13 protein-coding genes are annotated in these 14,723 nt (G+C 68.3%); 4 read left to right on the forward strand and 9 right to left on the reverse strand.

Annotated features, from left to right (window positions below):
- Positions 1-414: 414 nt before the first annotated feature.
- The 5 genes from EPN29_04295 to msrA form a co-directional block, all read right to left on the reverse strand.
- Positions 415-1,758 carry a hypothetical protein gene (locus EPN29_04295; protein TAN33857.1) on the reverse strand — a complete coding sequence of 448 codons (1,344 nt, stop codon included), beginning with the start codon at positions 1,756-1,758 and terminating at the stop codon, positions 415-417.
- A gap of 134 nt (positions 1,759-1,892) precedes the next feature.
- Positions 1,893-4,163: an MMPL family transporter gene (locus EPN29_04300; protein ID TAN33858.1), complete on the reverse strand. Its 2,271-nt coding sequence runs from the start codon at positions 4,161-4,163 to the stop codon at positions 1,893-1,895.
- A gap of 44 nt (positions 4,164-4,207) precedes the next feature.
- On the reverse strand, positions 4,208-5,095 hold the full coding sequence (locus EPN29_04305) for a zinc-ribbon domain-containing protein (GenBank protein TAN33859.1): 888 nt from the start codon (positions 5,093-5,095) through the stop codon (positions 4,208-4,210).
- Positions 5,096-6,247 (reverse strand): PrsW family intramembrane metalloprotease, encoded by a 1,152-nt coding sequence (locus EPN29_04310; GenBank protein ID TAN33860.1) that lies wholly within the window; start codon positions 6,245-6,247, stop codon positions 5,096-5,098.
- A gap of 75 nt (positions 6,248-6,322) precedes the next feature.
- Positions 6,323-6,838 carry a peptide-methionine (S)-S-oxide reductase gene (gene msrA, locus EPN29_04315; GenBank protein ID TAN33861.1) on the reverse strand — a complete coding sequence of 172 codons (516 nt, stop codon included), beginning with the start codon at positions 6,836-6,838 and terminating at the stop codon, positions 6,323-6,325.
- A gap of 148 nt (positions 6,839-6,986) precedes the next feature.
- Here msrA and EPN29_04320 point away from each other — a divergent pair, with 148 nt between their 5' ends.
- Positions 6,987-7,514, forward strand: a complete 528-nt coding sequence (locus EPN29_04320) for a hypothetical protein (protein TAN33862.1) — start codon at positions 6,987-6,989, stop codon at positions 7,512-7,514.
- Positions 7,515-7,519: 5 nt separating this feature from the next.
- Here EPN29_04320 and EPN29_04325 read toward each other — a convergent pair whose 3' ends face one another.
- The 3 genes from EPN29_04325 to rbsK all read right to left on the reverse strand — a co-directional run bounded on the left by EPN29_04325 (position 7,520) and on the right by rbsK (position 9,884).
- Complete coding sequence (locus EPN29_04325) at positions 7,520-7,951, reverse strand: OsmC family peroxiredoxin (protein ID TAN33863.1); 432 nt, start codon at positions 7,949-7,951, stop codon at positions 7,520-7,522.
- Between the two features lie 135 nt (positions 7,952-8,086).
- Positions 8,087-8,899 carry an MBL fold metallo-hydrolase gene (locus EPN29_04330; protein ID TAN33864.1) on the reverse strand — a complete coding sequence of 271 codons (813 nt, stop codon included), beginning with the start codon at positions 8,897-8,899 and terminating at the stop codon, positions 8,087-8,089.
- A 61-nt stretch (positions 8,900-8,960) separates the two neighbouring features.
- Positions 8,961-9,884, reverse strand: coding sequence for a ribokinase (gene rbsK / locus EPN29_04335; protein ID TAN33865.1), 924 nt, complete (start codon positions 9,882-9,884; stop codon positions 8,961-8,963).
- Between the two features lie 266 nt (positions 9,885-10,150).
- On the opposite strand from rbsK, the gene fabG reads away from it, so the two are divergent.
- From fabG to EPN29_04350, 3 genes are read left to right on the forward strand one after another with little or no spacing between them, the layout of a single operon-like run.
- The gene (fabG, locus tag EPN29_04340) at positions 10,151-10,879 is read left to right on the forward strand and encodes a 3-oxoacyl-ACP reductase FabG (GenBank protein TAN33866.1); all 729 of its coding nucleotides are present in this window, start codon (positions 10,151-10,153) and stop codon (positions 10,877-10,879) included.
- Positions 10,879-12,411 (forward strand): acyl CoA:acetate/3-ketoacid CoA transferase, encoded by a 1,533-nt coding sequence (locus tag EPN29_04345; protein ID TAN33867.1) that lies wholly within the window; start codon positions 10,879-10,881, stop codon positions 12,409-12,411. Before fabG ends, EPN29_04345 begins: the two co-directional genes overlap by 1 nt.
- Entirely contained in the window at positions 12,408-13,595 is a 1,188-nt protein-coding gene (locus EPN29_04350; GenBank protein TAN33868.1) for a thiolase family protein, read from the forward strand. The genes EPN29_04345 and EPN29_04350 overlap by 4 nt, the downstream gene beginning before the upstream one ends.
- A 41-nt stretch (positions 13,596-13,636) precedes the next feature.
- Here the strand turns inward: EPN29_04350 and EPN29_04355 are convergent, their stop codons facing one another.
- Positions 13,637-14,704: a LacI family transcriptional regulator gene (locus EPN29_04355; GenBank protein ID TAN33869.1), complete on the reverse strand. Its 1,068-nt coding sequence runs from the start codon at positions 14,702-14,704 to the stop codon at positions 13,637-13,639.
- Positions 14,705-14,723 lie beyond the last annotated feature (19 nt).

Below are 14,723 nucleotides of genomic sequence, written 5' to 3' on the forward strand. Positions count from 1 at the left end.
GATCGCGCTGCTGGAACTGCCTGAGCGCCGCTTCCAGATCGGAGAGCCTTGTGCCCCAACCCCCAACATGCGACCATGCTACCAAACATCCGTTCGGGCGTCAAGCAAAAGAAGGCTGTAGATCACGAAAAAGCTCTCGCTCCACAGCGGTACCGGGCCCGCGCCCCTCACCCTCGCCCTCTCCCCGCAGGGGAGAGGGGGGATTCTTCCCCCACCGACATCGCGTGGCGGCCTCCGAGCTCCACGCGCACGCCCTCTTCCCAGTCCTTCCCCCACCGAGCTCGCGCCCCTCACCCTCGCCCTCTCCCCGCAGGGGAGAGGGGGGTTCTTCCCCCACCGGCCCTGCCTGACGCCTCCGAGCGCCACGCGCACGCCCTCTTCCCAGTCCTTCCCCCGTACTCGGGACAGGACGGGCTAGGACTTCGGCCTGAACGCGAATAGGTCGCCGTTCGAGTCACCGACCACCACCAGGTTCCCGGCAATCGCGGGCGAGCTGTGCACGGCCGAGTGGGCATCGAAGCTCCACAACACATGACCGTCACGGCTCGCCAGGGCGATGATGGAGCCGGAGCGGAGGTCCCCAAACACCACACCGGTACCGAAGACCAGCGCGCCGCTCCCGACCGCCGGTGACGAGTACACGGCCTGGTCGGTTTGGCGGCGCCAGATCACCCCTCCACCCTTCGGGTTCAGCGCGAACATGCCGGTCGGCGCACTGGCGGACCCAACGTAAAGGTTCGTACCGTCGAAACCCGGCGACGCGATCAGCCCGTGCACCGGGCTGCCGGACACGAGCTCGTCCGACCAGATCACCGCTCCGCTCGAGGCGTCGAGCAGCTTGAAGACGCCGGCGACCGAACCCACCCCGACCGCCTCCCGCCCGGCCACGTCGAGCAGAACCGGGCTCGCACCCACGTCGAGGTCTCGTGCGGCGTCGGCGTAAAAGCTGTAGGTCCACAGGCGGCTCCCGCTCGAGGCGCTGAACGCGAGGATCCCGTCGACGGGGTTGCCGACGCCGACGAATGCCCGGCCGGCGGCATCGACCGCCGGCGTCGACCAAATCCCGCCGCCGGGATCGCATCCGGCCATGGCGCACGTCGCCCAGGCCTCGCGGCCGGTGGCGACATCCAGCGCGATCATCCGCCCGACCTCGAGCGGCGTGTCGCCGAATTGCGATCCGACGCCGACCAGCAACAGCGAACCGTAAACCGCCGGCGACGACCAGATCGCGGGCGCAACGCCGGGCGCCTTCCAGTCCCACAACCGCTCGCCGCGAGCAAGGCCGAACGCTCGGACATGACCGCTGAGCGAACCCGCGAAGACGCGGTGACCCGCGATCGACGGCGAGCCGGCAATCGGACCGAGTCCGACGACCTCCCACAATCGCGATCCGGTCGAGGCGTCGTATGCGGCGAGCCGGCCGCCCTGGCTGCCCGCCACCACCCTTCCTTCTGACACCGCCGGCGAGCCGTCCACCGCTCCGGCCATCCCGGCTCGCCAGGCCACCGCCAGTCGTGCCGCCGCGCCGGAGTCAAGGGTCGCGGTCGAGGGGTGACCGTCCCGAGACAGGTCTCCACGGAACATCGTCCAGCTCTCGATCGGTGACGGCGTGGGTTGGCCGGTGGAGGAAGCGCCCGTGGAACAGCCGGCCAGGAGGCCGATCACCGACCCGGCGGCGGCGAGCTTGCGGGCGTCGATGCATCGAACGGTAGCGGCCTGGGCGGTGGGCGTCTGTGAGGCAGTTCCAAGGTTTCTCACAGGCCGCCTTCAGGATCGGGTGCGATCGTTGGCCCCGTCCCCCCGGCGGGATCGCCTGAAGCGTGACTCGCCGGCCCTCCCCTATGCGGTAGGGGGCGTCCCCAGCGCCCCTTACTCGCGGGGAGGCGCCTCTTCTATCCCCTGGCCGGCACCGGGGCAACCGCATGGGACTCACCCGCCCCGATCCTGCCGTGCAGCAGGGCGAGCGGCCGCGGCGCCCACCAGTTGGCGCGGCCCAGGAGGCGCATGACCGACGGCACGATGAGGATTCGAACGATCGTGGCGTCGATGGCGATGGCGATCGCCAGCCCGATGCCGATGGCCTTGATGATCACCACGTCGGCGAGGCCGAAGGCCAGGAACACCGCGCACATGATCGCGGCGGCGCCCGTGATCAGGCGCCCACTCTTCTCGAGCCCCATCGCGACTCCCGCCTGGTTGTCGCCGGTGCGCCTGTACTCCTCCTGGATCCGGCTGATCAACAGCACCTCGTAGTCCATCGACATGCCGAACACGATGCTGAACAGGATCACCGGGATGCTGGGGTCGATCGATTGGGCGGTGAAGCCGAGCTGCTGGCTCAGGTGGCCTTCCTGGAATATCCACACCATCGCGCCGAACGAGGCCGAGATGGAGAACAGGTTGGTGATCACCGCCTTCAGCGGCAGGACCACCGAACCGGTGAGCAGGAACAGCACGATGTAGGTGACGAGGATCACCGAGCCGACGGCGATCGGGGTCCGCTCCATGATGAAGTGCACGATGTCGAGGTCGAAGGCGGTCCCTCCGGTCGCGAGCACCCGGCCGTCAGGCACGTGCTCCGCGCGCACGGCCGTGACGATGGCCCGCGCGTCGTCGCTCGTGTACTGCTTGTTGGTGACGACGTTCAGCAAGACGATGTGCTGACCGGCCCCGATGGTGAGCGCCTGCTGCATGGCCGGCGGCAGCGAGTCGCGCGGGCCTGAGTACAGGCTCTGGTAATCGGCCTTCGTGAGACTGGGATCCAGGTCGACGATGCTTTCGACCCGAAGCACGTTGGGCAGGGCCGCCAACCGCCGGCTCAGGTCGTAGACGTCGCCGACATGGCCGGCGGTCAGCGGCGTTGACGTCGGGTAATCGACCACCGCTTGGATCGAGGTCTGGTCCTGTCCGGGGAACTCCTTGACCAGTTCGTCGTAGCCCTGGCGGGCCTGGTTCGATGGTGGCAGCTGGTCGACGTCGCCGTTCGCCAGACGAAGCTGCGTGAAGGGAGTCCCCGCGAGCAGGAGCACGGCCAGAGCAGGGACGAGGACGAGGAACGGCCGCCTCATCACCCACAGAGCCATCGAGTGCCAGGCTCCGGCGCCGGCCGGCGGTTGCGCGCCGAGGAAGGGCAGTCGCAGCCGGTCCACCCGGCCGCCGAGCACGGACAGCAGCGCGGGCAGGAAGGTGAGTCCGTAGAACACCGCGATCGCGACCACGATCGCGCCCGCCGCCCCCATCGACGCCAGGAAGGTGCCCTGAAAGAACAGCATGGCGGACAGTCCGATCGCGACCGTGACGCCAGAGAACGTGATCGCGCGCCCCGCGGTCGACATCGAGGTCGCGATGGCATCCTCGCGTGAGGCGCCGGCCGCCAGCTCGTCGCGGAACCGGGTGACGATGAACAGCGAGTAGTCGATGGCGACGCCCAGGCCGATGAGGGTGACGACGTTGATCGCGTACTGGGTGACGTCGGTGAAACGAGCCAGGAACACGGTGCCACCGACCCCGCCCACGATGGCGAGCACGCCGACGCCAAGGGGCAGGAGCGCGGCGACGATGGAGGCGAAGATCAGGGCCAGAAGCAAAAGAGTGATGGGCAGGGCGACGTATTCGGCCCGCTGCAGGTCAGACTCGAGCGTGGTGTTGAACGCAAGGTTGATGGGCACCTGCCCGGTCGCCACCATGCTGAGCGAACCTGGGTGAATCTCACGCAGCAGTTGCGGGGCATAGCCCTGCGCTTTCTGCAGGTCGTCCTTGAGATCCACGATCACCAGCGCCTTGTGCGCATCCCTGGAGATCAAGCTCGACCGCTGGATGGCGGGCACCGTGTAGGGGGTCTTGACATCGCTCACGCGTGAATCGCCGGTCAATGGCGCGAGCGCCTCCTGCAGCGCGGACTGAAAAGCCGGGTCGGTCGCCGACAGGTCGGCGCTGCTGAAGATGAGGGTCATGCTGGACCCCGACGCGGCGTGCTGCGCCCGTATCTCGGAGTTGACGAGCTTGGCCGCTTCCCCCGCCAGCAGGTTCGCCCCAAAACCGCCGTTGCCGGCCAGCGTCCCACCGGTCAGGATGCCGGCTACCGACAGCCCCAAGAGCACGGCCGAGACGGCCAGGGTGGCCCAGCGAAAACGGTAGACAATCCGGCCCCAGCGGGCGAACATGACCACCCAAGATACAAGCCGAGGTTATCGGCTGAGGCTCTGCGCTACTGCAGCTTCCACTGGATGCCCTGGAGGATGGGCCTCGACTCGTTGACGAGGTTGGTCATGTTGTCGCTTCCGGTCAGCAGGATGACCAGGTAGTACACGCTCCCATCCGCGTTGGCGCCGGCGAACATCGGCGCCGCCGCGCTGAGGGAGTGACCGCTGGCCGTCAGGGTGAAGCACAGCTCCCAGAAAATCCCGGACGCCCCGGCGAGGGTGCCCGTGGTGGTCTTGCTGTTGGGGCAGTCCTTGGTGTCGGGGTACTGGTTCAGGAAGTACTTGTCGGCGGTGTCCTTGTTCTGCTGGGCGGTCTGCTTCGGGTTGGACGCGCCGCTCGCCACCGTGACCGATCCATCACCGCTCGGGTTGACGAGGGTGATGGATTCACTGGCCTTGTTCGCCACCGCCCAGCCTGCCGGTACCGGGATGGTCTCGCCGCTGTTCGACGCGGTCGTCGTGCCGCTTGCCGGTGAGGTCGGAGAGGCGATCGGGCTCGGTGAGCCGGCCGGAGTCGGGCTGGGCAGCTGAGAGGAGATGCCGCCGCTGACGGTGACCTTGCCACCCCCGAGGAGCGCGAGCGCGGTCCCGCATCCGGCCATGACCACGACCAGGGCCACCACCGCGCTGAGGATCAGGACCCACGGTGTGTGGTGGACCGGCGGCTGCACGGCCCCAGCGCTCGGCGAGTAGTAGGGACTCTGATACGGGAACGGGGTCGGCGGCGGCGAGGCGAATGCGACCGGCGGGCCGGGCGGCGCGGCGGGCGGCGGCTGCGGCGGCGCCGCCGGCGCGGCGCTCGCGGCTCCTGCCGTCAACGGCGTCCCGCAGGCCTGGCAGAACTGATTGCCGTCTGGGTTCGGGGTCCCACATCGGGCGCAGGTGATCGCCATCTACTCCCCCTGGGCCTTCGTCGCCGGCTCTTTCCGAGGCCGGCGTCCGCGCTTCACGGAGTTGGGGGCTGCGGTCAGCGCCATGCCGCAGTTCGGGCAGAAGCCGGACGCGACGATGTGCATGTGGCAGCTCGGGCAGACCGTCTCCGCGTAGCCCATGTGCGCCGCCTCTTCGAGCAGGGCGTGGTGCAGCAGGTAGCGGATGTAGATGAGCAGCGCGCCGACGACCACCGCCTGCCAGATGAGGATGAGCAGGGCGTTGACGGACGCGCCCCTCATCAGCTGCGTGCCGGCCGAGAACGCGACATGCGCGATCACCGCCATGGCCACGCCGCCGATCTCTCGAGAAGCCAAACGCCCGCGACGGTAACGCCAGATCGTCGCCACGACCATGCCGGTCGCGCTGCCCTGGAGAAGCGGCTGGAACACCGCCAGGGTGGTGAGGTCGTAAATCCAGTTGCCCGGCGCCACGTGAGGAGGCAGGCTCGTGACGACGCTGGAGAACCCGATGAGCGCCTCCGCGAGGCTGAAGCCCAGGCCCGCCGCGACGCCGAAAACAAGTCCGTCCACGGTTTCCGGAAAGTCGGCGCGTTTCGGCAGGAAGAAGGCGGGCAGGGGCTTCAGGACCTCCTGCACCACCGGCAGGAGCAAGCCCACGATGAGCAGTCCGCCGATGTTGATCCCGGTGCTGGCCAGCGGGTTGACGCTGTACTGGAACGGGTTGTAGATGGCCCGTTCGAAGATCGTGACGACGATGCCGACGATGATCCCGCCGCCCATGGTGAAACCCAGCACGATGGCCGGCTCGTCGCGATAAACCTGTGCCTCATATAGATAGATGAGGTAGAGGACGGGGACGAGGAAGGCGGAGACCAGGATCGCGGCGGTGATCAGGCCGGCGAGATAGAGCACCAGGACGCCCGCCAGCCCGGCCATGAAGGCCCAGCGGAACTCGTGGATCTTATGGTGGCCGAGGTGCGGAAACAGGGTCGTGAAGACCGATGGCTGAACCACGTGCTCTCCCGGATGGGCGGCGTATCGGTGGCGGCGGGTCTTGGCGTTGCCGAACTCGTCGGTGGTGCCCTGATGCGCTCCGCAGCGCGTGCAGAAGACACCGTCCGGGACGTCCTGCACGCAGTGGTCACACCGCACCGGCTACCTCCTCGGCCACGCCAGGGAATCGCTGGGGCGTAAGGATATAGGTCGCCGCCGCCTTTTCGGCTCTGCTTACCGGGCGGTTTCCGTCTCCGCGGATTCGACTGGCACCCAGCCGCGCATCCAGTGGCACGAACCGTGACCCGGGTGCTGGTCGAAATACCGCTGGTGGTAATCCTCGGCCGGCCAGAAACGTGAGGCGGGCACGATCTCGGTCACGATCGGGCGGTCGAAGTGACGCTGCGCATCCGCGGCCGACTTCCGCGCCGCCTTCTCCTGCTCGGGGTTGTCAAAGTAGATGGCGGATCGGTACTGGTGACCGTGGTCCGGCCCCTGCCGGTTGAGCGTGGTCGGGTCATGCATGTTCCAGAAAGCGTTCAGCAGCTCTTCGTAGGTGAGCTTGGCTGGGTCGTAAGTGACCTCCACCGCCTCCGCGTGACCCGTCCGCCCGGAGCACACCTGCTCGTACGTCGGCTGGTCGCGAGTCCCGCCGGTGTACCCGGAGACCGCCTCGACGACGCCTGGGACCTGGTTGAAGAGGTGCTCGACGCCCCAGAAACAGCCGCCCGCGAAAATCGCCTTTGCCATCTCGGCCCCAGGATACGCCCGCATATGACTTCGCCTCGCTGTGTCGTTGGCTTCAGGCTGGGAACCCATGGCGCCTCGAGGCGAGTTACGCTCATCGGGCTCGAGGGCGCCGGATCGCCCTTTCCCGCGCGTCATCCGTGGGGAGACGATGGACTCGCAACAGCTCCTGCTCGGACTGGGGTCGGCCGCGACGCTTTTGGCGCTCTGGGCGGCGGTCTTTGCGACCCGGGCCGACCGGGCTTCGCGGCGTGCGATGAAGCTCGCGGACAGCCGCTGGGAGGCGATCACCCGGCCTGCCCCCCACCTCACTTTCACCGGCCAGCCGGCGCCCGGGCAGGCGATCGAGGTGGAGGTGGAGAACCTCGGCGGCACGCTCACCGCCGGTGGCGTCATCGTGCAGAGCGGCGACGACCTGTACGCCGGTGAGCTGACGCTACCCGAGAAAGCTCCGCCACGCCGAATCGTGCTCCAACCCGTGATGAAGGCATGGCAGAGAGCGAGCCAGCCTCGCTGCCTTTTGATGGTCGTTCGCGACGTGGGCGGCAGGTGCTGGGACTGCATGGACGTGAACAAGCCAGTCGGCAACCCGCGGAAATGGCTGGCGGGTCAGCTGCGCGAGCTTCGCCTCCAGGGCGTGGTCGAGTTTCCCGGCTTGACCGGCCCGGCCAGGAGCTAGGCTGGTTACTTCTCCAGTCGCGCGTCCAGATTCAGCGTGACGTTGCCGTGGAGCGCTTTGGAGACCGGGCACCCGTCTTTCGCGGCCTCAGCCAGCTTTTGGAACTCGGCGGCGTCGATGCCGGCGACACGACCCCTCACGCTGATCATGACGCTGGTGATGCCGGTGCCCGGGACGAACTCCACCTCGGCGGCGGTGCTGAGCTTCTCCACTTGGTGACCGGCCTTGGCCAGGCCGTTGGAGAAAGCCATTGAGTAACAGGCGGCGTGGGCCGCGGCGAGAAGCTCCTCAGGGCTGGTCTTGCCCTGCTGGCGCTCGGCGCGGCTCGCCCAGGAGACCGGAAACTCGTCGAACGCCCCGCTGGTGATCTTGACGCGGCCGCTGCCGCTGGTGAGGTCGCCTTCCCAAACTGCGTCTGCCCGACTTATGGCCGCCATCGATACCCTCCCGTGACTGAACCGCTAGGACGGCCAGTCTAGCGCGCCTCGGGTGCGGCTCCGCCAGGAAGACGGCGCCAGCGCCGGCGGCGCGAATGCGCGCGATTCCCGCACGTCCGCGGGATCATCACCGCGTCAGCTGCCGCCGACCGCTCTCATGTAGCGCTCAGCCGACCTCGCCACCGCCTCCTTGCCGCCGCTCGCGATGACTCGATCCCACCACGCCCCGTAGATGCGGTCGAACTGGAGCCCGGCGACGCTCGATGCGATTCGCTTGACGCCGTCCGCCGGCAGCGGGATGAGGTTCGGATAGCTGTACATGAAGCCGACAAAGCGCCGGTCGGGGATGACCTGGATGATGTCGCCCGAGAGCAGCGCTCCACGTCCGCCGGCCAGGAACGGCACGTGCAGCATCGTGCCGCCGTCGAAATGGCCACCGGCGTTGATGAGCCGCATCCCGTCGTGCAGCTTCAACTCGCCGCCCTCCCAATGGACGATCGCGGGCGATGGCCGCATCACCCATCGCCGGTCGGCGGTGTGCAGGTAGACGGGCGCGTCGAAGGCCGCGGCCCAATCGGCGAGGCACGAGTAGTAGTGCGGATGCGAGATCGCGATGGCGGCGATTCCGCCCAGGTCGCGCACGGTCCGTTCCGTGAACTCGTCGAGCAGGCTGAGGCAGTCCCACAGGATGTTGCCACCAGGTGACTGCACGAGCAGGGCCCGCTGACCGATGGCGAAAGAGGGTGAGGTCCCGACTCCGACCAGCCGTTCCTCGCCGCGCCGGAACTCGTTGTGGTGCTCCTCGCGCAGCTTGTCCGAGGTGGTCCACCGCTGCCCCTCGGGGGGGACGTATTGGCGCTCGTCGTCGCAGATGAGGCAATGGTCGGGCGGCGTGTCGTCGCTGTCCTCGTATTGCGTCCCGCAGGTCACGCAGATGAAGTGGCTCATCCTTGCATCCTCCTCGATCCTTCACCCGGACGCTCCTCCAGCGCGGTACGCCGGCTCGGCCTCAAGGCAGCTCGACCTGGAAAAGGCGTCGCAGGTCATCCCTGGTCGGCAGCGAGCTCTGTGCACCATGGCCGGCGGCCGTGGCCGCACCTGCGGCATTGGCGAATCGAACGGCTTCCTCTGCGTCCAGGCCGTGGTCGAGGGCGACCACCAAGGCGCCGACGAACGCGTCGCCCGCCGCGGTGGCATCAACCGCCTCAATGTCGAACGCCGACACCTGCCGTGAATCACCTCCCCGGCTGAATACCGCTCCCGACGCTCCGACGGTGACGACCGCGAGGCGGACGCCGGCGGCGGCCGCGGCTCGGACGGCCTGGTGCGCGGTTGGGAGATCCTGGACCGCGATTCCAAATATCGCGGTTGCCTCGGACTCGTTCACGACCAGGACGTCGAGTCCTTTCAGGATGTCGGGTTCGATGCGCGCAGCAGGCGCTGCGTTGAGCACGGCGCGCGCTCCGCGCCTCCGCGCTCCGATGATCGCCCGCCGCACCGTCGCGAGTGGGATCTCGAGCTGGAGGACGAGAAAATCGCCCCGGTCGAGGCGATTCAAAGCCAGCGCGATATCGGCATCGCCCACGGCGTTGTTGGCGCCGGGAGCGAGGGCGATCGTGTTTTGGCCTCCCGCCTCGACGAGAATGAGCGCGGTGCCGCTGGGCTCGTCCGGGTCGCGAGACACCGCGCCCGTGTCGACGCCGTTTTCCTGAAGCCCGCTGAGAAGCATCGCTCCGAAAGGTTCGCCCCCCACCCGGCCGACCATGCTGACATCTCCTCCAAGGCGTGCCGCCGCGACCGCCTGGTTCGCGCCCTTGCCGCCGCTGAAGGTCCGCAGACGGTCGCCGGTGACCGTCTGGCCGGGCACCGGGAGCCGCGGGACCTGGACAACCAGGTCGACATTCAGGCTGCCGATAACGACGATCCGCCCCACCTAAGTGCGCAAGCGATTCAGCGTGACCGCGCGACGAGCGGCGGACTTGTTGCCAGCATGTCCGGCGCGCTCATGGACCAACCGCCGCGGCCTTCAGGGCGCATCCGGCAAATGATGGCAAACAGGCGTCAGGAGCAGCCCAACGAGATCGGCGTCGCGGATGACGGCCGGCGAGACCGGAAGGAGCTGAATCGATTAACCTTGACCCGATCTGTGGCCTGCGTGAGCCCGGCCACCGACCTGCCGGCCTGATTGAGGAGAGCTTGATGAGACTCGAGGGAAAAACCGCGATCGTCACCGGCGCCGGTCGCGGGATCGGCGCTGGCATCGCCGCCAAGCTGGCGGCGGAAGGCGCCGTCGTCATCTGTGCGGACGTCAACCTGGAGGACGCGCGAAAGGTTGCTGACGGCTGCGGCGGTGGCGCCTGGGCGGCATTGCTGCAGGTCACCTCCTCGTCCAGCTGCGACGCTCTGGTGGCCGAGGTCGTCCAGAAGCAAGGACGCCTCGACATCCTGGTCAACAACGCCGGCATCAACCGCGACGCGATGCTCCACAAGATGAGCGACGAGCAATGGCTCCAGGTGCTCGACGTCGACCTGAGCGGCGTGTTCTACATGACGCGAGCCGCGGGTCGCGTGATGCGCGAAGCACGCCAGGGACGGATCATCAACATCTCGTCCGCGAGCTGGCTCGGCAACATCGGGCAGGCCAATTACGCCGCCGCCAAGGCGGGCGTGGTCGGCCTCTCCAAGACCGCCGCCAGGGAACTGGCCCGGACCCAGGTGACCGTGAATGCGATTTGCCCGGGCTTCATCGACACCACGATGACTCGTGGCATCCCTGAGGCGGTCCGCGAGCAGCAGCTGGCCAAGATCCCGTTGGGTCGTGCCGGTCAGCCGTCCGACGTCGCCAACCTGGTGGCGTTCCTGGCTTCCGACGAAGCCGCGTACGTCACGGGCGAGGTGATCAACGTCGGAGGCGGCTACATCATCTGATGGCCCGATTCGTCAGCGTGAAGGAGGCGGTCGCCGCCATCCCGGACGGGGCGACCGTGGCCCTCGACGGATTCACGATGATGGGGGTCGCCGAGGCCGTCGCGGAAGAGATCGAACGCTCCTTCCTGGCCGGCGGCCATCCCCGCGACCTGGTCCTGGTCCACGCCGCCGGCCAGTCCAACCGGAAGCAGGGATTCGAGCACTTCGCCCACGAGGGACTCGCCACCCGGGTCATCGGCTCGCATTGGGGACTGATGCCGCGGATGTCATCGTTTCTGGCCGCTGACCGAAGCCAGGCCGTCTGCCTCCCGCAGGGGCAGCTCTCGCACCTGTATCGCGCCATCGCAGCCGGCCAGCCGGGCAATCTGAGCCGGGTCGGCCTGGGCACCTTTGTCGACCCTCGGATCGAGGGCGGGAAGATCAATCGCTCGGCTCGCGAGAGCGCCCCGGACTACGTGGAATTGCTCAAGGTGCGCGGGGAGGATCACCTCCTCTACCACAGCTTCCCGATCCACGTGGGCGTGATCCGCGCCACCTCGGTGGACGAGAGCGGCAACGCTTCCCACGAGGAGGAAGCGGTCACCCTGGATGCCATCGGCATCGCCCAGGCGGCCCGGAACTCGGGCGGCCTCGTGATCTGCCAGGCCAAGCGGCGCGTGCCCCGGGGCTCCATCCGGCCGAAGGAAGTCACCATCCCCGGATCCCTGATAGATCTGGTCGTCATCGCCCCGGATCCCGATCGCCAGCACCGCCAGACCGACCGGGTCGCCTTCGACCCCAGCTACACCTCGGCGTCACCGCCGGGGCCGGATCGACGCCTGCCCCCGGCGCCCTTCTCCAACCGGCTCGTGATCGGCCGCAGGGCGGTGCGTTTCCTGCATGCCGGCGACGTCGTCAACATCGGCACCGGGATCCCGGGCGACACGGTCGGGCCGGCCCTCGACGAGGGCGGCCAGCTGAGCATGGTGACGCTGACCGTCGAGTCCGGCGTCTATGGCGGCGTCCCCGCCGGCGGCGTCGACTTCGGCATCGCCGCCTTCCCGGACGCGATCATCCCCCACCCTTCGCAGTTCGACTTCTACAACGGCGGCGGCCTGGACGCGACCTTCATGGGCGCCGGCGAGATCGATCGCTTCGGGAACGTGAACGTGAGCCGCCTCGGTGACCGTGTGATCGGATGCGGGGGCTTCATCGACATCACGCAGACCGCCAAGCGCGTCATCTTCTGCTTCAGCTTCGAGGGCCGGCACCCCAAGTTCGTGACCGACGTGGGTCATCTCACCTTCAGTGCCGCGCAGGCGCTGAAGAACGGGCAGCAGGTCGTCTACGTCAGTGAGCAGGCCGTTTTCGAGCTTCATCCCGATGGCCTCCACCTGGTGGAGGTGGCGCCGGGGATCGACCCGGCCGCGATCGTCTCCGCCATCCCGTTTGCCGTGAAGGTGGAGGCGCCCCTGAGGCGGTTGCCGGCCGACATCTTTGAACCGCAAGTGCAGTCCTTCAGCCTTGAAACGCCAGGAGGTTCGATCCCATGAGCCAGCAGGACCCAGTCGTCGTCGTCAATGGTGCCCGGACCGCGATCGGTTCCTACGGCCGCTCTTTCAAGGACACGCCCTGCCATGAGCTGGGCGCCGCCGCGATCCGCGAGGCGGCGAGCCGTGCCGGGGTCGAACCCGGTGAGGTCGACGAAGTGGTCATGGGATGCGTCGGCCAGGTGGGCCCCGACGCCTTCAACGCGCGACGGGCGATGCTTGCCGCCGGGTTGCCGGTGTCGACCCCGGCCTTCAACGTCAACCGCCTGTGCGGCAGCGGCCTGCAGGCGGTCTGGTCGGGAGCGAGCGAGATCCTGACCGGGCAGGCACGGGTCGTGGTGGCGGGCGGAAACGAGAACATGACCAGGCAGCCCTTCCTGGATTACGCGGCTCGCGACGGCTACCGGCTGGCTCACCGCAGTCTCGTCGACGGGACGCTTTCGCTCGTGACCGATCCCTGGGGTGACTACCCGATGGGCGTGACCGCGGAAAAGGTCGCGGACAAGTTCCACGTCGGCCGCGACGACCAGGATGCGTTCGCCCTTCGGAGCCAGCAGCTCGCGGCGCGGGCGGTGGAATCGGGATTGTTCGATGCCGAGATCGTTCCGGTCGTGGTTCGCGAGGGTCGCGAGGAGCGCTCCTTCGCCCGTGACGAGCACCCCCGACCCGACTCCACCCTGGCCAAGCTGGCGAAGCTCAAGCCCGCCTTCCGCGATGGCGGGACGGTGACCGCGGGCAACTCGTCAGGGATCAATGACGCCGGCGCCGCGCTCGTCCTCATGCGATCCTCGGAGGCCGCCCGGCGCGGCCTGCGGCCGATGGGGCGGCTGATCGCCTTTGCCAAATCGGCGATCGAGCCCGAGATCATGGGTTACGCCCCGACGTTCGCCATCGAAAAGGTGCTCCGTCAGGCCGGGATCGGGGTCGGCGAGCTGGGCGTCGTCGAGCTGAACGAGGCCTTCGCCGCCCAGGCGCTGGCCGTGATTCGCGACTCGGAGCTCGACCCCGACCGCGTCAATCCCAACGGCGGAGCGATCGCCCTGGGCCACCCGATCGGCGCCACCGGGGCGATCCTCACCCTCAAGCTGCTCCATGAGATGCGACGGCGCCAGTCCGAATGGGGCCTGGTGACGATGTGCATCGGCGGCGGCCAGGCGGTGGCCGCCGTCTTCCAGCTGGTCGCGTAGTCGAAGCACGCCGAGCCGGAGTCGAACCCGGCCGGTGAGGGTCAGCCCCGGCGCTGGCGCCTCACCGCCGGGCGAGCGCCGGCAGGCGACGTCGAGCTGCTGCCCCGGACGATGAGCTGGTGGGGCAGGATCACCTCCTGCGGAGGTCGGGACGGGTCGCGAAGGCGACCGCGCAACAGCTCGACCGCGGTGGCCCCGATCTCCCGGAGCGGCTGGGAGATGGTGGTCAGGTTCACCATCCGAGACGACGCGAACGACATGTCGTCGAACCCGGTGACGGCCATCTCGGCCGGCATGCGAACGCCGGCCTCGATCGCCGCATCGATGGCGCCCAGGGCGATCATGTCGTTGCCGCATGCGATCGCCGTGGGACGCTTGCGGCTTTGCAGTAGCGAGGTCGCCGCCTGGTAGCCGGCCTCACGGGTGAGGGCGCTCTCGGTGAATCTGCCCGCGGGCAGGGCCAGGCCGGATTCCTTGAGGGCTTCCCGCATGCCTTCGTATCGCCCGCGACTGGCGGATGAGGCCGGCGGGCCGGCGATCAAAGCGATGTCGGTGTGGCCCATGGCGGCCAGGTGGAGGATGACATCGCGGCCGGCGGCCCGGTTGTCGATGCCCACGTAGTCGGCCCGGATCCCGCGGACCCGCCGCACCGCCTGCACGAAGGGCGGACCGGCCTGCATCAGGTGGCGCAGCAACTCACGGTCGGCCTCGATCACCGACGTGAAGATCAGACCGTCACACCCGTGGTCGCTGAGCGCCTCCACCTCGCGCCGTTGCTGGGCCTGGTCCTCACCGGTATGGCTCACGAACACCTGGTAGCCGGAGTCGGCGGCGACGGCGATGACGCCGGCTGCGATCTCGGGGTAAAAGGGGTTGGCGATGTTGGCCAGCAGCAGGCCCAGGACGTGGCTTCGGCCGTCGCGCAATCCTCGTGCCAGACGGTTACGGCGATACCCGAGGACCTCCGCCGCCGCGAGCACCCGCCGCCTGGACGCCTCACCGACGCCCGGCCGGTCGTTCAGGACATAGGACACCGTCGCCGCCGACACGCGGGCGCGGCGCGCGACGTCGGTGATGGTCGGACGTCTGTAAGCTCCTCCCCCATCCATACGGCCGGATTCTATGTTG

The organism is bacterium, from assembly GCA_004299235.1.
Taxonomy (GTDB): domain Bacteria; phylum Chloroflexota; class Dormibacteria; order Dormibacterales; family Dormibacteraceae; genus SCQL01.